The following is a 17,087-nucleotide window of genomic DNA, read 5'->3' as shown; positions in this document are numbered from 1 at the left end:
GGGGATCGGCCGAACGTCCGTGCTTCGGCGGAAGCAGCCCGGAGCCACCAGGGCCGCTGCGGCGGTGCCTTGCGCAGCAGATCCGACGCGCCGTCATCTCTTCCGCAGTGCGAGGAAGGCCCGCCCGTCGGTGTGCCACCGTTCGACCTCGGGAAGGCCGGCGGTGCCCGCGCGTGCGGCGGTGGCGCGGGCGCCCAGGCGGGCCCAGGTGAACTCAGGGCCGGTGCGGCCGTCCGGGCCTTCGACGCGGACGAGCAGGCGTTCGTCGACCTCCTCCGGCTCCACCTCGACGAGCAGCAGGCCTGCCGGAGCGAGGAGTTCGGCGGCGCGTCGGAGCAGTGCGTCGGGGTCGCCACCGATGCCGAGGTTGCCGTCGGCGAGGAGGGCGGTGCCCCAGCGGCCCTCGCCGGGCAGGCGGTCGAAGACGGAGCGGCAGAGCGCGGCGCCGCCGAGGCCGGCGGTGCGGGCGACCGCCGCCCGGGTCACGTCCACGCCGAGCGCGGGCAGCCCCTGGGCGAGCAGTTCGGTGACGAGCCGGCCGGGCCCGCAGCCGATGTCCAGCACCGGCTGCCCGGCCCGGACGCAGCGCCGGAGCAGCCCGTGGTCCGCACCGGCGACCGGCGCGCACCAGCGTTCCACGTCGAGCGCGATGCGGCGGCCGTCCGCGCAGCGCAGCCAGAGCGGTCCGCGTTCGGCCCGGATCGCCTCGGCGAAGGGGTCGTCGACCCAGGGCAGGGCCACCGCGACGGCAGGTGCCGCGGCGGGAGCCGTCATCGGCCGGCCGCCTCGGCCTGCGTACCGGCGGCCGCTGCCGTGGTACCGGCCGCTGCGGCTCCCGCATCGCCGAGCTCCCGCCAGCGGGCGGCGAACCGGCCCGCCGGGGCGAGTGCGGCGACCCGGGCGGCGTCCTCGGCGGTGTCCACGTCCCGCAGTACCGGCAGCCGGCCGACGACCAGACCGGCCCGGGCGAGCCGTTCCTCGAGGGCGGCGCCGGTGTGCGGGGTGGACATCGGCAGGCCGACCAGCAGTCGCGCGGCGGTCTCCGGGGTGGGCCGGGCCAGGCCGAGGGCCCAGAAGCCGCCGTCCGCGGCGGGCCCGTACCAGGCGTCGACGCCCTGCCGCCGGGCGGCGGAGAGCGGTTCGGCCAGGGTGCGGGCGGCGATCTGCGGGGTGTCCATGCCCACCAGCAGCGCGGGCGCCGAAGTTCCTCCGGCGGAGGCGCCGGCGAAGGCGGCCGCCAGCCGGACGTCCAGCCCGCCGGCCGGCTGCGGGACCACCTCCCAGCCGGGCGGCAGCCACCGGCCGGGGGAGCCGTCCAGCACCAGGATCCGACGCCCGGCCGGGACGGCCGACAGGGTCCGCAGTGTGTCGGCGAGCGCGGCCTCGGCGAGGGCGGCGGCCTGCTCCGGTGTGTACGGCGGGGTCAGCCTGGTCTTCACCCGGCCGGGGACCGGCTCCTTGGCGACGACCAGCAGGGTCGGCGGCGGTGCCGCCAGCACGGCGCGCATGTCCCGCACGGCCTGCCGCACCCCGCGGACCGTCCCGGTGACCTTGGACCGCCCGGCCCGCGGCCGGTAGTCCACCGGCACCTCGGCGATCCGCAGGCCCGCCGCGGCCCCGGAGAGGACCATCTCCAGCGGGTAGCCGGAGCGCCGGTCGCCGAGGCCGAGGGCGAGCAGCCGCTCGCGCCGGGCGGCCCGCATCGGGCCGAGGTCGTGCAGGTCGGCGCCGGTGCGGGCGCGCAGCCGGCGGGCCAGTTCGGCGTTGGCGAGCCGGGCGTGCAGCGGCCAGGCGCCGCGCTCGACCGGGCGGCGTCGGCCGAGCACCAGGTCGGCGGTGCCGTCGAGCACCGGGCCGACCACGCGCGGCAGTTGGCGCGGGTCCAGTGAGGCGTCGCAGTCCAGGAAGCAGACCGTGTCGGCGGTGGCGGCGAGCAGCCCGGCGTGGCAGGCGGCGCCGAACCCGCGGCGCGGCTCGTGCACCACGGTGGCGCCGAGTTCGCGGGCGAGTTCGGCCGAGCCGTCGGTGGAGCCGTTGTCCACCACGACGGCCCGCCAGCCGGCCGGCATCCGGCCCAGCACCCAGGGCAGCGCGGCCGCCTCGTCCAGGCACGGCAGCACCACGTCGACAGCAGCGGAGGGAGGAGTCACGCCGGTGAACGTACCCGTGCCCCGAGGCCCGCGGACCGCTTCCGCGCCTTACGGAAGTCGTACGGAGCAAGGGCCCGCACAGGGCTTCTCAGGGTCTCCCGGGGCTTCTTACGGAAGTCGTACGGACCGCGCGCGAGGCCCGCCGGGCCCTGCGGACTGCCTATCCTCGGGGGTGTGAACCTGTCCGACGGCGCGAGCCGCCCCCCGACCTCCGGCCGCATCCTGGTGGTCGACGACGATCCGACGGTGGCCGAGGTCGTCACCGGCTACCTGCAGCGCGCCGGCTACACGGTCGACCGGGCCGCCGACGGCCACCAGGCGCTGGCCGCCGCGGCGAGCGGCCCCGACCTGGTGGTGCTCGACCTGATGCTGCCCGGGATCGACGGCCTGGAGGTGTGCCGGCGGCTGCGCGCCACCGAGCGGGGCGCCCGGCTTCCGGTGGTGATGCTCACGGCGAAGGGCGACGAGTCGGACCGCATCCTCGGCCTCGAACTCGGCGCGGACGACTACGTGACCAAGCCGTTCAGCCCGCGCGAACTGGTGCTGCGCGTGCAGTCGGTGCTGCGCCGCGCCGGGGCGCCTGCCGCGCCCGCGCCCGCGGTGCTGGTGAGCGGCGGCCTCGAACTCGACCCGCAGGCCCGCCGCGCCCGCCGCGGCGGCGCCGAACTCGCGCTCACCCTGCGCGAGTTCGACCTGCTGGCGTTCTTCCTCCGGCACCCGGGGCAGGCGTTCGGGCGCGAGGAGCTGATGCAGCAGGTCTGGGGCTGGGAGTTCGGAGACCTGTCCACGGTGACGGTGCACGTCCGCCGCCTGCGCGAGAAGATCGAGGACGACCCGGCCGCGCCGCGCCTGATCAGCACCGTCTGGGGCGTGGGCTACCGCTTCGATCCGGTGGGGAGCTGAATCGCCATGAGCGACCTGTTGCTGATCGCCGCCTTCGCCGCGCTGGGCGCCGGCGCGGCCGGCCTGCTCGGCTGGCCCGTGGTGCGGCTGCTGCGCCGCCGGTCGGTGGCGCTCTCGCTGCTGTGCGTGGCCGTGGTGACGGTGGTGGCGATGACCGCGGGCACCGTCTCGGTGGCGCAGGCGATGTTCCTCTCCGAGCACGACCTCGGCGTGGTGGTCACCGTGACGCTGATGGCGGCCGTGGTCTCGCTGGTCACGGCCGCCCTGCTGGGCCGCCAAGTGGTGGCCGGCAGCCGGGCGTTGACCGAGGCGGCCCGAACGGTCGGCAGCGACACCGGATTCGCTGCCCCCGCGCAGCCGCTCGGCAGCGAACTCGCCGAGCTCAGCGCGGAGTTGGAGGCGACCAGTGCCCGGCTGGCGGAGTCCCGGCGGCGCGAGCAGGCGCTGGAGCACTCCCGTAGGGAGCTGATCGCCTGGATCTCGCACGACCTGCGCACCCCGCTGGCGGGCCTGCGGGCGATGGCGGAGGCGCTGGAGGACGGCGTCGCCGAGGAGCCGGCCCGCTACCTGACCCGGATGCGCACCGAGGTGGACCGGCTCAACGGCATGGTGGACGACCTGTTCGAGCTGTCCCGGATCCAGGCCGGGGCGCTGTCGCTCTCGCCGTCCCGGGTGTCGGTCTACGACCTGGTCGGCGACGCGATCGCGGGCGCCTCGCCGCTGGCCCGCGAGCGCGGTGTGCGGCTGGAGGGCGGCCGGGTCGCCGCCGAGCCGATCGAGGTGGACGGCCGCGAGATCACCCGGGTGCTCGGCAATCTGCTGGTCAACGCGATCCGCTGCACTCCGGCGGACGGGGTGGTGGCGGTCGCGGCCCGGCGCGAGCAGGACGAGGTGCTGGTCTCGGTGACGGACGGCTGCGGCGGGATCCCCGAGTCCGACCTGTCGCGGGTCTTCGAGACCGGCTGGCGCGGCGGCCCGGCGCGGACCCCGCGTGCGGTGAGCAGCGGCGGCGGCGCCGGCCCGCACCAGGGGGACTCCGGGGCGGGCCTCGGCCTGGCGATCGTCCGGGGCATCGTGGAGGCGCACGAGGGCCGGGCGTCGGTGCGCAATGTCGCCGGGGGCTGTTGCTTCGAGATCGCGCTGCCGGCGGCCGCCGCCCGGGCCTGAGCGGTGCGTTGCCCGAGCGGTGCGCTGCCCGAGCGGCGGAGCCGGCCGCGGGGCGCAGGGTGCGTCCCGGGCCGGCGCGGCCTCACCGCACGGGCGCCGAACTCGGCTCGGTGGGCGGGGGCGTGGGATCGCCGGGCGGCGTCGTCGGATCGGCCGGCGGAGGTGTGGTGTCGGTGGCCGGCGGCGGGGGTGTGGTCTCGCCGGTGGGCGGCTCGGTCGTGGTGGGCGGCGGGGTGGCGCCGAGCGTGAGCACCAGCTTCTTCGCGTCCGCGTGGGCCGGGTCGGGCAGCGAACCGGGTCGGTCAGCGTCGTGGTGGCGATCGCCGGGACGTCGGCCAGCCAGTTGTAGGTCTTCGACTGCACGATGACGGTCCGGGTGTGCGGCAGCCCGTCGCAGAGGATGGCGGCCGGTGCCGTCCGGGGCTGCCGAAGGAGATCGCCTCCGAGTCCTCCGGGTCCGCCTGTTCGACCGAGACGTTCAACGACCTTTCGCCGTCCTGGCTGTCGCACAGGTAGGTGACGTCCGCCCGGACCCCCTCGGGATCTCGGGGCCGATCGCGGCCCGGTCGGTCAGGACGCGAACATTCGCGAGGGCGGTTCAGTTCGTGGCTTCCTATCATCGGTGGATGCACGTTGAGCCATACACCATCGTCGTGCCCGATGCGGTCCTGGACGATCTGCGCGATCGGATCCTACGTACGCGTTGGCCGGATGGGGCGCCCGGGGAGCCTTGGAGCCAGGGCGTCGACCGGGAGTACCTGCATGACCTGCTGGCCTACTGGGCTGACGGATTCGACTGGCGGGCACAAGAACGCGCACTCAACCGCTACGAGCACCGGATGGCCGAGGTCGACGGCGTCCGCATTCACTTCGTGCATCATCGTGGGGCCGGTGGCAGGATCCCGCTGGTCCTGACGCACGGCTGGCCCAGCACGTTCGTGGAACTGCTCGGCCTGGTCGACCGCCTCGGCGACCGGTTCGACCTGGTGGTGCCATCACTGCCCGGCTACGCCTTCTCGCAGCGCCCACCCCGGGTGGGCGTCGACCGGGAGTCCGTCGCCCGCCTGTGGCACCAGCTCATGCAAGGGCTCGGGTACGAGCGGTACGGCGCCTGCGGCGGCGACTTCGGCGCCGGGATCGCCACCCATATGGCGCTGTCCCAGCCCGAGCGGATGATCGGCATCCACTTGAGTACGGCAGAGATGTCACCGTACACCGGACCGGGTGCGCCGCCGCTGTCGCCGGAGGAGCTGGCGTACGTCGACCACGTTGCTCGCTGGGACGAGACCGAGCGCGGGTACAGCGCCGTGCAGTCCACCCGACCGCAAACGCTGGGATACGGGCTGAACGACTCTCCCGCAGGCCTCGCCGCCTGGGTGCTGGACAAGTGGCGCTCGTGGTCGGACAGCGGCGGCGACCTCGACGCCACGTTCGGGCGTGACGCGCTCCTCACCATGTTGACCGTCTGGTGGGCTTCGAACTCCATGACCTCGTCGATGCGCGACTACTACGACAACCGCTGGCACGGCACGGCACTCGGGCCCGACGACCTGGTACGGGTACCGACCGCGATGGCGGTGTTCGCCAACGAGCTCGTGCCCGAAGGAGAGCCACCGCGTTCCTGGTACGAGCGGCTCTACCAGGTGCGGCGCTGGACGGTCTTCCCCCACGGGGGCCACTTCGCGGCGGCCGAAGTGCCGGACGTGCTCGCCGGCGACATCGCGGATTTCTTCACCGCGCCACGATAGGCATCCTCAGCCCTCGCAGCGCGGCGGGGAAGCGTGGTTCAGCCAATGATCGACTGGTCCGACTCGGATCAGAGCCGGAACCGACCGCCCGGCCCGACCGGGCAGCCCGGCTGCTCAGCCCCGCAGCGGCGCCGCCGCGAATTCGAGCATCCCGGCGGCGAAGTCCGTGCGCGCCTGCCAGCCGAGTTCCTCGCGCAGCCGCCCCGAGTCCGCCGTGATGTGCCGGACGTCGCCCAGCCGGTACTCGCCGGTCACCACCGGTTCGGGTCCGCCGCAGGCCTCCGACAGCGCCCGGGCCATCGCGCCGACGGTCCGCACCTGCCCGCTGCCCACGTTGTACGCCCGCGCCGTCCCGGCCGGCCGGCCGGCGACCGCGCCGAGCGCCACCGCGTTGGCCTCCGCCACGTCCGCGACGTGCACGAAGTCGCGTCGCTGGCCGCCGTCCTCGAACACCCGCGGCGCCTCGCCGCGGGCCAGCGCCGACCGGAACAGTGCGGCCACCCCCGCGTACGGGGTGTCCCGCGGCATCCCCGGCCCGTACACGTTGTGGTAGCGCAGCGTCAGCACCCGGCCGCCGCAGGCCCGCGCCCAGGCGGACGCCAGGTGCTCCTGCGCGAGCTTGCTCGCCGCGTAGACGTTGCGCGGGTCCGGCCGGGCGTCCTCCGCCACCCGACCCGCCGTCAGCGGGGCCCCGCAGCGGGGGCACGGCGGCTCGAACCGGCCCGCGTCCAGGTCGGCCGGTCGGCGCGGCCCCGGCGCCACCGCGCCGTGCTCGTCGCAGGTGTACCGGCCCTCCCCGTACACCACCATCGAGCCGGCCAGCACCAGGTCCCGCACACCCGTCCTGGCCATCGCGGCGAGCAGCACCGCCGTCCCCAGGTCGTTGCAGGCCACGTACGCGGGCGCGTCGTCCAGGTCGAGCCCCAGCCCGACCATCGCCGCCTGGTGGCAGACCGCGTCCACCCCGCGCAGCGCCCGCTCCACCGCGTCCGCGTCCCGTACGTCCGCCTGTTCGAACAGCACGCCCTCGGGCAGTTCCGGCGCCCGGCCGTGCGGGTGCACCGCGGGCAGCAGCGCGTCCAGCACCCGCACCCCGTGGCCGGCCGCCGCCAGCCGACGCGCCACGGCCGACCCGATGAAGCCGGCGCCGCCGGTCAGCAGAATCTCCATACGGCCGACGCTAGCCCGGCGGCCGCCGCCGGTCCGGGTTCCGTGGCGGACCGTCAGCACCTCGTAAGACCCGCGCGCGACCGAAGGCATTGCGGGGCGGCTCGGCCGAGGCCCTCTCTTTCGGATCTTGCCGGATCAGCGCGCGGCGTTGGGCGCCCGGCTGGGCGTGCCGGCGGATCGTCCTTGTACTGGACCGTACTTGGATGATTCGCCGGTGCGTCCAGGCGGGATGTCCGGCGTCGCGCGCCCGGCAAGATCCGGAAGAGAGGGCCTACGCTGGCTCCATGAGGGCCCTGCGCAGTCTCGACCGCCGACTCTTCGCCCGCGTCGCCGTCAGCCGGCTGCGCGGCGCCCACCCCGTGCTGCCCCGGCTGAGCGCCGCGGCCAACCACGGGGTGCTCTGGTTCGGCGTCGCCGCCGCGCTCGCCGCCACCGGCGACCGCACCGCCCGGCGGGCCGCGCTGCGCGGTGCGGGATCGCTGGCGCTCGCCTCGCTGCTGGCGAACGTCCCGGCGAAGTACGCCACCCGGCGGCCCCGCCCGCTGCTCGACGACGTCCCGCTCGCCCGACGCCTCTCCGTGCAGCCGGTGACCACCTCCTTCCCCTCCGGGCACTCCGCCTCCGCCGCCGCGTTCACGGTCGGCCTGGTCCTGGAGTCGCCCGCCCTCGCCGTCTGCGCGGCACCGCTCGCCCTCGGCGTGATGGCCTCCCGGGTGTACGTCGGCGTGCACTACCCGGGCGACGTGCTCGCCGGGGCCGCGCTCGGCGCCGGCGCCGCCCTGCTCACCACGCGGTGGTGGCCGCGCGCCGCGGAGGAGCCGGCCGGGGCGGCCCCGCCGCGGATCACCGCCCCCGCCCTGCCGCGCGGCGCCGGCCTGGTCGTCGTGGTCAACGCCGACTCCGGGCCGGACGGCCCCGAGACCACCCTCGCCGAACTCCGCCGGCTGCTGCCCGAGGCGGAGATCCTCGAACGCGGGCCCGAGGACGACCTGCCCGCCCTGGTCGAGCGGGCCGCCGCCCGGGCCGCCGACGCCGGCGGCGCGCTCGGCATCTGCGGTGGCGACGGCTCCGTCAACCTCGCCGCCACCGTGGCCGGCCGCACCGCCCTGCCGCTCGCCGTCTTCCCCGGTGGCACCCTCAACCACTTCGCCCTCGACCTCGGCGTCGCCGAACTCGCCGACACCGCCGACGCGGTGGAGTCCGGCAGCGCCGTCGCCGTCGACCTCGGACAGGTCCGCGGCCCGGGCGGCACCGACCAGCCCTTCCTCAACACCTTCAGCATCGGCGTCTACCCCGACCTCGTCCGCACCCGCGAGAAGCACGAGAAGCGGATCGGCAAGTGGCCCGCGCTGGCCCTCGCCCTCGTCGAGGTGCTCTCCGCCGCCGAACCCGTCCGGGTCTCCGTCGCCGGCGTGCCCCGCAACATCTGGCTGCTCTTCGCCGGCAACGGCGTGTACGACCCGCCCGGCTTCGCCCCGACCCGGCGCGCCCGGCTCGACGACGGCCTGCTCGACGTCCGCGCGGTCGACGGCAGCCACCCCTTCGCCCGCACCCGGCTGGTCGCCGCCTTCCTGCTCGGCACCCTCGGCCGTTCCCCGGTCTACCGCGAGGCCCGCCTGCCGGCGCTCGAACTGACCGACCTGCGCGCCGTCGCCCACGCCGCCGTCGACGGCGAGGTCGTCGACGCCCCCGACCGCCTGCTGCTCGCGAAGACGCCCGCCGCCCTCACCGTCTACCGCCCGGCCGGTCCCTGACCGGGCACGGCGCCGGCCGGCTCGACCACGGCCGGCACCCCGTGCTGCCGGAGGCGCTCGGCCAGGTACTCCGTCTCGACCAGGGTGCCGGTGAGGCCGGTCCCCACCAGTTCGTCCGCGCGTCGGCGCGCCTCGGCGAGGGAGCGCGTGCCGTCCTCGCGCAGGGCCCGGAGCACGGCGAGCCGGCTCGCCGGGGGCGCCGCCGGGCGGACGGTGGCAGCGCCGTACTCGGCCAGCAGCGCCTGCCGGACGGAGTCGGGCGCCGGGCCCCAGCTGTCGTCGCAGGAGATGGCCGAGCAACCGCCGCAGTCCGTGTCGACGCCCCAGCCGAGCCGCCCCGACCGCACGACCTGGCCGATCTCCCGGAGGACGACACCGCCGCACGCCCCGCACTCCGCCGTCCTGCGCACAGCCTGACCGGTCACCGTGCCCCCTTCGTCCCGGACGCATCCTGACACCGCGGGCATCCGGAGGGCACGAGAGGGGGCGAGGTCAGCCGTCGGCGGGCTCCAGCAGCGGCCTCGACCGCAGCCGCCCGCCCGGCACGAACCGGCCGATGTCGTGGACGGCCACCGCGCGGCGCGCCTCGCACTCCGAGCCGTCCCGCACCAGCCGGCCGTCCAGCACATCCCCCTCCCCGGGACGCATCCTGCCACCGGGTGCCACCGCCGGGCGGCATGATGGGGGAGTGCCCGAAGGCGACACCGTGTACCGCACCGCGGCGAAGCTCCGCGAGGCCCTGGCCGGCCACCGGCTGACCGCGGCGGACCTGCGGGTGCCCGCGCACGCCACCGCCGACCTGACGGACCGCCTGGTGCTGGACGTCGTGCCGCGCGGCAAGCACCTGCTCACCCGCTTCGACGGCGGCCTCACCCTCCACACCCACCTGCGGATGGACGGCCGCTGGGCCGTCTTCCGGGCCGGCGAGGCGTGGCACGGCGGCCCCGCGCACCAGATCCGCGCCGTGCTCGGCACCGCCGACCGCACCGCCGTCGGCTACCGCCTGCCCGTCGTCGAACTGCTCCGCACCGCCGACGAGGGCCGCGCCGTCGGCCACCTCGGCCCCGACCTGCTCGGCCCGGACTGGGACGCCGCCGAGGCACTGCGCCGCCTCACCGCGGACCCCGCGCGCCCGGTCGGCGAGGCCCTGCTCGACCAGCAGAACCTGGCCGGCATCGGCAACGTGTACGCCAACGAGCTCTGCTTCATGGCCGGCGTCACCCCGTGGACCCCGGTCGGCGAGGTCACCGTGCTCGACCGGATGCTCGCCAAGGCGCAGCAGCTGCTGGAGGCCAACAAACTGCGGGCCGAGCGGATCACCACCCGCGACCCGCACCCGGACCGCCGCACCTGGGTCTACGGCCGGGCCCGCCGCCCCTGCGCCCGCTGCGGCACCCCACTGCGGACGGCCTCGTACGCGCAGGACCGGCCCGCCTACTGGTGCCCGCACTGCCAGCACGGCCCCACCCCGACCTGAGCCGCCCGCCGGGGCCGCGCCCGGCGGTCAGGCGGTCCGGGGTGATGCGGTGCGGGGAGATGCGGTGCGGTCGCAGGCGTCCAGGCGGGCCAGCTCCTGGGCGGCGCCGTGCAGGCAGCCGGCCAGGCGGGCGGCCTGTGCGGCGGGGAGGCCGCCGAGCCGGTCGGCGAGGTCCTCGACGGCGTCCCGTGCGAGTTCGGCGGCGAGGTCCGCAGGGGCGGCGGCAGGGCCCAGCTTGGAGACCGCGGAGGCAGCCCGGGCGGGGGTGAGCAGCGCCGCCGCCTGCTCGACCAGCCAGCCGGGGACGCCCGCCGCGCCGCCGGGCGGCACGGTGTACGGGCGCGCCCCGGCGTACCGGGCGTCCTCGGCGAATCCGGCCTGCTTGACCTTGAGCACCGGCCGCCCGGCGGCCACCGGCACGTCCCCGGCGGGCTTCAGCACGTACCCCTCGGCGAGGTTGCCCGCCAGCGGCGGCAGGCCGAACAGGGCGGGGACCCGGCTCGGGAAGACCGCCGGGAGCTCCTGCAGTCGGACGAGGGGCCCTTCGGCCAGCAGCGGCGCGCAGCACAGCCCGGCCGCGCCGGCGGCCCGCCGCAGCGCCGCGTCGCCGACCCACCGCGGGCCGCCGTCGGCCTCCACCACCGCGTCGAAGGCCGACCAGTGCAGGTCGGGCGCGTACCAGACACCGGTCTGCACGGCCGGGACGCCCTCCGCCGGCGCGACCCGCGGGTGCGGGTACCGGCCGCCGAACAGCTCGCCGTACAGCACCACCCGCCCCGGCGCGCGGTACTCCTCGCGCAGGGCCCCGGCGGCCCGGCGGGCGGACACCGCCAGTGCGGGCCAGATCCGGGCGAGCCCGAAGAAGCCGTCCAGGGCGTCGCCCGCGAGCAGCCCGCGCCGCTTGGCCGCGCGCACGCCGCCGCCGTCCTCGCAGACCAGCGCGAGATGGGCGCCGTGCACCTTCTCGGTGGCGGCCCAGCGGTGGACGGCGGACCGGCTGAGGGCCGCCCGCTCGGGGATCTTCGGATACGGGACGAAGGCGCTCTCGGACATCCGCCGAGGATCCCGGCCCGCGCCACCCGCCGGCAACGGGATTACCGACTCCCGGTGCACCCGCGTCCCGGTCGGAAAGAAATTCCGGCGGCGATGTCGAGAACGCGGAGTCGGCTCCGTCCCAGGGGTGAACGCGACCAGAATGGGTCGCACCAGGACCGAGGAGAGACACCATGGCCAAGTACCTGCTGCTGAAGCACTACCGGGGCGCCCCGGCTGCCGTCAACGACGTGCCGATGGACCGGTGGACGCCGCAGGAGATCTCGGCGCACATGCAGTACATGCACGACTTCGCGGCCCGGCTGGAGAAGACCGGCGAGTTCGTCGACGGCCAGGCGCTCGCCCCCGAGGGGACCTTCGTCCGGTACGACGGCGAGGGCCGGCCGCCGGTCACCGACGGCCCGTTCGCCGAGACGAAGGACCTGATCGCCGGCTGGATGGTGATCGACGTCGACAGCTACGAGCGCGCCGTCGAACTCGCCGGGGAACTGTCCGCCGCCCCCGGGGCCGGCGGCCGGCCGATCCACGAGTGGCTCGAACTGCGCCCCTTCCTGGCCGCGCCGCCCACTGTCACGGAGTGAGCCGTTGATGGACGAGGCACTGCTCCGCAGCCTCACCCCGAGCGTGCTCGCCGTCCTCGTCCGCCGCGGAGCCGACTTCGCGGCGGCCGAGGACGCCGTCCAGGACGCGCTGGTCGAGGCGGTCCGCGTCTGGCCCGCCGACATGCCGCAGGACGCGAAGGGCTGGCTGATCACCGTCGCCTGGCGCAAGTTCCTCGACACGGCCCGGGCGGACACCGCCCGCCGGCGCCGTGAGGACCTCGCCGAGGAGGAACCGCCGCCCGGGCCCGCGCCCGCGGCGGACGACACGCTGTGGCTGTACTTCCTGTGCGCCCACCCGTCCCTCACAGCGGCGTCCGCGGTCGCGCTCACGCTGCGCGCCGTCGGCGGACTGACCACCCGCCAGATCGCCCAGGCCTACCTGGTGCCCGAGGCGACCATGGCGCAGCGGATCAGCCGGGCCAAGCGCACCGTGGCCGGCGCGCGGCTCGACCGGCCCGGCGACGTCGCCACCGTGCTGCGCGTCCTCTACCTGGTCTTCAACGAGGGCTACTCCGGCGACGTCGACCTCGCCGCCGAGGCGATCCGGCTCACCCGGCAGCTCGCCGCGGCGATCGACCACCCCGAGGCGGCCGGGCTGCTCGCCCTCATGCTGCTCCACCACGCCCGGCGGGCGGCCCGCACGGCGCCCGACGGCAGCCTGGTGCCGCTCGCCGAACAGGACCGGGGCCGGTGGGACACCGCAACCATCGCCGAGGGCGTGGAGATCCTGCAGGCGGCCCTCGCCCGGGACCGGCTGGGCGAGTTCCAGGCCCAGGCCGCGATCGCGGCCCTGCACGCCGACGCGCCCGCCGCCGACGAGACCGACTGGGTGCAGATCGTCGAGTGGTACGACGAACTCGTGCGCCTCACCGACAGCCCGATCGCCAGGCTCAACCGTGCCGTCGCCGTCGGCGAGGCCGACGGACCGCGCGCCGGTCTGGCGGCGCTCGCGGAACTGGACGACACCCTGCCCCGCCACACCGCCGTGGCGGCCCACCTCCACGAACGCGACGGCGACCTCGCGACGGCGGCACGGCTGTACGCCGAGGCGGCCCACCGAGCACCCAATCTCGGCGAGCGCGACCACCTGACACGGCAGGCCGCCCGGCTCAACAGTCGGTGACGAGCAGCGCGACGAGTCGGCGCCGCCTGGTCCACCGGCACGGGCCCGTCCAGCTGCGCCACCGGCACGACCAACTCCGTGACACGGCAGGGCAGATGCTCGCCTGACGCCGCGCACCGCCCGGTCCGGTGCCGATCCGGGCGGGTCACGGTTCGACGAGGGCCGGGTGCCGGGGGTCGTCGACCTTCACGGCGAGATCGGCGGCCTCCCGGGGGCGGGTCTCCTCCTCGTAGCGGGCGAAGGCGGGCAGGGTCCACCGCTCGTCCTCGGCGGTGTGCCGGGCGAGCGCGGCCGGGCCCATCGCGAGGTGGACGGTCAGCTCGAAGGGCAGCCAGCGGCCGAGCAGCAGCGGGCCCGCGAGCAGCAGCACCCCGCCGGGCGGCAGTTCGGTGTACGGGGCGCGGGTGGCCCGGTCGGCGGCCGCGTCCCGGAGCGAGGGCAGCACCCGCCCGCTGCCGCCCGGGTCGAGCGGGGCGAGGACCTCGCGCAGCAGTGCGCCGTCGTCCAGCCACAGGTCGTGGAAGGCGTCGGTGTCGTGCCGGCCGTACTCCAGGCGGATCGAGGCGGGCCGCAGGAAGTCCGCGGCGGACACCCGCAGCACCGGGCGGCCGCGCAGCCGCAGCGGCCCGACCAGGGCGTCGGCGAGGGCGTCCGGCCGGGCGGCGGCAGCACCGTCCACGGCGACCCGCACCCACGGGGCGTCCCGCGCGGCGTCCTCGATCCGGTCGGCGACCAGCGCGGTCAGCCGTTCCGGGGAGATCGGTGTCACCCGCACCCTGCTGCTCCTTCCCGTCGGCTCGGCCGACTATATTTCGCCGCGGCTGACGGGCCGTCGGGGCCCGGCGCCCGCACCGATGGGAGACCGCCGTGTCCGAGCTGAGCCTTGCCGATGTGGACGCCCTGGCCGCCGACGCGCACGCCGGGCAGACGGACAAGATCGGCGTGCCGTACGTGGAGCACGTCAGGGCGGTGGCCGCCGGCCTGGCGCCGTTCGGCACCGGCCTGCAGATGGCGGGGCTGCTGCACGACGTCCTGGAGGACACCCCGCTGACCGCGGAGGACCTGCTGCGGGCGGGCGTTCCGTCCGCGGTGGTGGCGACCGTCCGGCGGGTCACCAAGGTCCCGGGCACCGCCTACCCGGCGATGCTGGAGCAGATCACCGCCGACCACTCGGCGACCCTGCTGAAGATCTCCGACAACGCGCACAACTCGCTGCCCGACCGGGCCGCCCGGCTGGACGAGGCGGACCGCCGCCGGCTCGCCGAGCGTTACCGGGCGGCCCGCCGGGTGCTGTGGCCGGCGGTCGGCGCGGCGGACGTCTGCACGGTCGTTGGCCTGGTCAACCCCGGCCTGCTGGACGAACTCGGCTGACCCGGACGACCGGCTGACCCGGACGACCGGACGACCCGGACGACCCGGACGGCCGCACCACCCGGCGGACGGCGCGCTGTGGCCCGCGGGCCCGGGCAGGAGCACGCTGGAACCAGGAACGCGGCCGGCCCCGCCCGCCGCGGCGGCCAGCCTCCGCCGGGTGCCACGGGCCCGCCGACCGCCCGAGCACAGGGAGCGGCCATGTCCGACATGCAGCAGCGGATGAACGACAAGGCGGAGCGGGACGAGGAGGACGTGCGCTCGCGGGACCCCGAGGAGGGCATCACCTCGTACCAGACCGCGCACGCGCAGGACGAGTCCTCGGCCGAGGGCGACCGCCTCGACGAGCCCGCCGAGGGGCTCGACCGGTGAGCGGCTCGCTCGCGGCCGAGGGGCCGCACACCAGCGAGTGGCAGGTACGGCTGATGGTCACCGAGGACGGCGACGTCACCCGGGCGCACGCCGTCCTCGAGTCCGCCGGCACCGTCCTGGAGGGCGCCGGCGCGATGCAGGCCGACGCCGAGGCCCGCCGCAGCAGCCACGACCCCGCCGTGCCCGCGATCGGCGACGAGCTCGCCGTCGGCCGCGCCCTGCTCGACCTCGGGCACCGCCTCGTGCACGCCGGGTCCGTCGCCGCGGAGGCCGCCGAGTCGGCCCGCCGCCGCGACACGGAGTGACCGTGCACGACCGACCCGCCCGCCGCCGCAAGGAAGTAGCTGAAGGCGACAAGTAGTGTGCGAAACGGCTGAATCGTGACCTTCCAGCACCCGTGGACCGGAACCCTCCGGGCCGCGGGTGCGTCACTGTCGGTGCCCGTACACCCGGTACGGTATCGACGGCATGGTGGCAGGAACGGTGGACGAGAACAGAGGCAAGGGCGGCCCGGAGGGCCAGGCCCCCCAGGACGCTGCGGTACCGCAGGACGCACGCTGGGAGCTGCCCGGCTACACCCACGAGCGCGAACTCGGCGCGGGAGCGGCCGGGCGCGTCGTGCTGGCCCGCCACGACGCGACCGGCATGCCCGTCGCGGTCAAGTACCTCAACGGCGAGCACGCCGACCACGAGAACTTCCGCACCGAGGCCGAGCTGCTCGCCGGGCTCGACTCCCCGCACGTCACCCGCCTGTACGAGTACGTGGAGGGCCCGCGCGGCGCCGCCATCGTCATGGAGCTCGTCGACGGCGTCTCCCTGCGCGACCTGCTGCAGGCCGAGGGCGCCACCGGCCCCGAGGCCGCGCTGGCCGTGCTCAAGGGCTCGCTGCTGGGCCTCGCCGACGCCCACGGGGCCGGCGTGGTGCACCGCGACTACAAGCCCGGCAACGTCCTCGTCACCACCGAGGGCGTCTCCAAGCTGGTCGACTTCGGCATCGCGGTACCCACCGGCGCCAAGGGCGACATCGCCGGCACCCCCGCCTACATGGCGCCCGAGCAGTGGACCGGCGAGCCCGCCTCCCCGCGGGGCGACGTCTACGCCGCCACCGCGACCTTCTTCGAGTGCCTCACCGGTGCCAAGCCGTACGCGGGCACCACGCTGATGGAACTGGCCGTCCAGCACACCGAGGCGGACATCCCCGACGACCAGGCGCCCGAGGCGCTGCGGCCGCTGATCCGATCCGGCCTCGCCAAGACCCCGACGGACCGGCCGGACGGCGCGGCCGATCTGGTCGCCGAGCTCGACGCGGTCGCCTCCGGCGCGTACGGGCCGGAGTGGGAGGAGCGCGGCCGCCGCCAGCTGGCCGGCCTGGTCGCCCTGCTGCCGCTGCTGCTGCCCAGCCCGCACGGGCACGCGGTCGGCAACACCTCGGTCGCCACCACCACGCTGCCGGAGCCCCCGGACCCGATCACGGCGGTGCGGCGGTTCGGCCCGCGGGCCAAGCTGCTGAGCGTCGCGGCCGGACTCGTCCTGCTCGGCGGCACCCTCGCCGGGGTCGCCGCCGCCGGCGCCTCCGACTCCACCACGACCACCGAGGTCGCCGCCCCGCGCGCCACCACGACCTTCGGTTCCGACGGCCCCGTGGCGCCCTCGGAGTCCGCCTCGCCCTCCGCTTCGGCCTCCGCCTCCCCGTCGGCCTCGCCCTCGGAGTCCGCCTCCCCCTCGGCGAGCGCTTCGCCGTCCACCTCTCCGTTCGCCTCGCCGAACCCCACCCCGACCAAGAAGCCCACCGTCGCCCCGCCGATGACGACGCCGCCCACCACCCCGCCGACCACCCCCACCACCAGCGCCCCGCCGCCGCCGACCCTGCGGGTCCTCCGGCTGAGCGTCAGCACCACGTGTGGCAGCCGGTCCTACGAGGTGGTCGCCAGGATCACGGTCGAGCACAACGGTGCGGCGAGCGGCACGGTGACCGTCGCCTGGTACGCCAGTGGAAGCCGCCTGCCGGCCTCCACCGTCCCCATCACCATTCCGAAGGGGGCGAAGACGCCCTTCACCACCACCGTGTCGGCTCCGAGCACCTCGGGCTCCTGGAGCGCGAGGGTGAGCTCGAACCCGGCGGCCGAATCGGGTCAGGGCAGCACGTCCGGTCCCGTCAACACGAGCTACTGCGTCATCCTGACCTGAGGAACGAGAA

18 protein-coding genes and 1 pseudogene are annotated in these 17,087 nt (G+C 76.0%); 11 read left to right on the top strand and 8 right to left on the bottom strand.

Annotation, left to right across the window (positions count from 1 at the left end):
- Positions 1 to 93 precede the first annotated feature (93 nt).
- From AB0P35_RS09090 to AB0P35_RS09080, 3 genes and pseudogenes are all read right to left on the bottom strand, one after another.
- The gene (locus AB0P35_RS09090; protein WP_363508444.1) at positions 94 to 774 is read right to left on the bottom strand and encodes a class I SAM-dependent methyltransferase; all 681 of its coding nucleotides are present in this window, start codon (positions 772 to 774) and stop codon (positions 94 to 96) included.
- Complete coding sequence (locus tag AB0P35_RS09085; RefSeq protein ID WP_363508587.1) at positions 771 to 1,508, bottom strand: DUF2064 domain-containing protein; 738 nt, start codon at positions 1,506 to 1,508, stop codon at positions 771 to 773. The genes AB0P35_RS09090 and AB0P35_RS09085 overlap by 4 nt, the downstream gene beginning before the upstream one ends.
- A pseudogene (locus AB0P35_RS09080) lies at positions 1,482 to 2,069 on the bottom strand (glycosyltransferase family 2 protein); the annotation flags it as partial. The gene AB0P35_RS09085 and the pseudogene AB0P35_RS09080, both read right to left, overlap by 27 nt.
- A gap of 255 nt (positions 2,070 to 2,324) precedes the next feature.
- On the opposite strand from AB0P35_RS09080, the gene AB0P35_RS09075 reads away from it, so the two are divergent.
- The 3 genes from AB0P35_RS09075 to AB0P35_RS09065 all read left to right on the top strand — a co-directional run bounded on the left by AB0P35_RS09075 (position 2,325) and on the right by AB0P35_RS09065 (position 5,968).
- Positions 2,325 to 3,053 carry a response regulator transcription factor gene (locus tag AB0P35_RS09075; protein ID WP_363508441.1) on the top strand — a complete coding sequence of 243 codons (729 nt, stop codon included), beginning with the start codon at positions 2,325 to 2,327 and terminating at the stop codon, positions 3,051 to 3,053.
- Between the two features lie 6 nt (positions 3,054 to 3,059).
- Entirely contained in the window at positions 3,060 to 4,220 is a 1,161-nt protein-coding gene (locus AB0P35_RS09070; RefSeq protein ID WP_363508439.1) for a HAMP domain-containing sensor histidine kinase, read from the top strand.
- Between the two features lie 626 nt (positions 4,221 to 4,846).
- Complete coding sequence (locus AB0P35_RS09065; RefSeq protein WP_363508436.1) at positions 4,847 to 5,968, top strand: epoxide hydrolase family protein; 1,122 nt, start codon at positions 4,847 to 4,849, stop codon at positions 5,966 to 5,968.
- A 114-nt stretch (positions 5,969 to 6,082) separates the two neighbouring features.
- On the opposite strand, the gene AB0P35_RS09060 is transcribed toward AB0P35_RS09065, so the two are convergent.
- A complete protein-coding gene (locus tag AB0P35_RS09060; protein WP_363508433.1) occupies positions 6,083 to 7,138 on the bottom strand; it encodes an NAD-dependent epimerase/dehydratase family protein in 1,056 nt (351 codons plus the stop codon).
- 284 nt (positions 7,139 to 7,422) lie between these two features.
- Between AB0P35_RS09060 and AB0P35_RS09055 the strand changes: the two genes are divergently transcribed.
- A complete protein-coding gene (locus tag AB0P35_RS09055; RefSeq protein ID WP_363508430.1) occupies positions 7,423 to 8,892 on the top strand; it encodes a phosphatase PAP2 family protein in 1,470 nt (489 codons plus the stop codon).
- Here AB0P35_RS09055 and AB0P35_RS09050 read toward each other — a convergent pair.
- Both AB0P35_RS09050 and AB0P35_RS09045 read right to left on the bottom strand, forming a co-directional pair.
- Positions 8,871 to 9,317 carry a hypothetical protein gene (locus AB0P35_RS09050; protein WP_363508427.1) on the bottom strand — a complete coding sequence of 149 codons (447 nt, stop codon included), beginning with the start codon at positions 9,315 to 9,317 and terminating at the stop codon, positions 8,871 to 8,873. The genes AB0P35_RS09055 and AB0P35_RS09050 overlap by 22 nt on opposite strands.
- Before the next feature lie 67 nt (positions 9,318 to 9,384).
- Complete coding sequence (locus AB0P35_RS09045) at positions 9,385 to 9,519, bottom strand: hypothetical protein (protein ID WP_363508425.1); 135 nt, start codon at positions 9,517 to 9,519, stop codon at positions 9,385 to 9,387.
- Positions 9,520 to 9,580: 61 nt separating this feature from the next.
- Between AB0P35_RS09045 and AB0P35_RS09040 the strand changes: the two genes are divergently transcribed.
- A complete protein-coding gene (locus AB0P35_RS09040) occupies positions 9,581 to 10,369 on the top strand; it encodes a DNA-formamidopyrimidine glycosylase family protein (RefSeq protein WP_363508422.1) in 789 nt (262 codons plus the stop codon).
- Between the two features lie 27 nt (positions 10,370 to 10,396).
- Here AB0P35_RS09040 and AB0P35_RS09035 read toward each other — a convergent pair whose 3' ends face one another.
- A complete protein-coding gene (locus AB0P35_RS09035; RefSeq protein ID WP_363508419.1) occupies positions 10,397 to 11,422 on the bottom strand; it encodes an RNA ligase family protein in 1,026 nt (341 codons plus the stop codon).
- A gap of 173 nt (positions 11,423 to 11,595) precedes the next feature.
- Here AB0P35_RS09035 and AB0P35_RS09030 point away from each other — a divergent pair, with 173 nt between their 5' ends.
- Together AB0P35_RS09030 and AB0P35_RS09025 are read left to right on the top strand one after the other, a co-directional pair.
- Complete coding sequence (locus AB0P35_RS09030; RefSeq protein ID WP_363508416.1) at positions 11,596 to 12,003, top strand: YciI family protein; 408 nt, start codon at positions 11,596 to 11,598, stop codon at positions 12,001 to 12,003.
- A gap of 7 nt (positions 12,004 to 12,010) precedes the next feature.
- Positions 12,011 to 13,147: a DUF6596 domain-containing protein gene (locus tag AB0P35_RS09025; RefSeq protein WP_363508413.1), complete on the top strand. Its 1,137-nt coding sequence runs from the start codon at positions 12,011 to 12,013 to the stop codon at positions 13,145 to 13,147.
- A gap of 145 nt (positions 13,148 to 13,292) precedes the next feature.
- Here the strand turns inward: AB0P35_RS09025 and AB0P35_RS09020 are convergent, their stop codons facing one another.
- Entirely contained in the window at positions 13,293 to 13,922 is a 630-nt protein-coding gene (locus AB0P35_RS09020) for a uridine kinase (RefSeq protein ID WP_095876112.1), read from the bottom strand.
- Between the two features lie 92 nt (positions 13,923 to 14,014).
- Here AB0P35_RS09020 and AB0P35_RS09015 point away from each other — a divergent pair, with 92 nt between their 5' ends.
- The 4 genes from AB0P35_RS09015 to AB0P35_RS09000 all read left to right on the top strand — a co-directional run bounded on the left by AB0P35_RS09015 (position 14,015) and on the right by AB0P35_RS09000 (position 17,077).
- Positions 14,015 to 14,518, top strand: coding sequence for an HD domain-containing protein (locus tag AB0P35_RS09015; RefSeq protein ID WP_363508406.1), 504 nt, complete (start codon positions 14,015 to 14,017; stop codon positions 14,516 to 14,518).
- A 201-nt stretch (positions 14,519 to 14,719) separates the two neighbouring features.
- Complete coding sequence (locus tag AB0P35_RS09010; protein WP_363508403.1) at positions 14,720 to 14,890, top strand: hypothetical protein; 171 nt, start codon at positions 14,720 to 14,722, stop codon at positions 14,888 to 14,890.
- A complete protein-coding gene (locus AB0P35_RS09005; protein WP_257019392.1) occupies positions 14,887 to 15,195 on the top strand; it encodes a DUF1876 domain-containing protein in 309 nt (102 codons plus the stop codon). Before AB0P35_RS09010 ends, AB0P35_RS09005 begins: the two co-directional genes overlap by 4 nt.
- A 178-nt stretch (positions 15,196 to 15,373) precedes the next feature.
- Positions 15,374 to 17,077 carry a serine/threonine-protein kinase gene (locus tag AB0P35_RS09000; RefSeq protein WP_363508400.1) on the top strand — a complete coding sequence of 568 codons (1,704 nt, stop codon included), beginning with the start codon at positions 15,374 to 15,376 and terminating at the stop codon, positions 17,075 to 17,077.
- The last annotated feature ends 10 nt before the right edge of the window (positions 17,078 to 17,087 follow it).

The sequence above is a fragment of the Kitasatospora sp. NPDC085879 genome, assembly GCF_040686255.1.
In the GTDB taxonomy this organism is placed as follows: Bacteria; Actinomycetota; Actinomycetes; order Streptomycetales; family Streptomycetaceae; genus Kitasatospora.
Note: the sequence above shows the minus strand (reverse complement) of the source record. Positions and strands in the feature narration are given on the sequence as shown.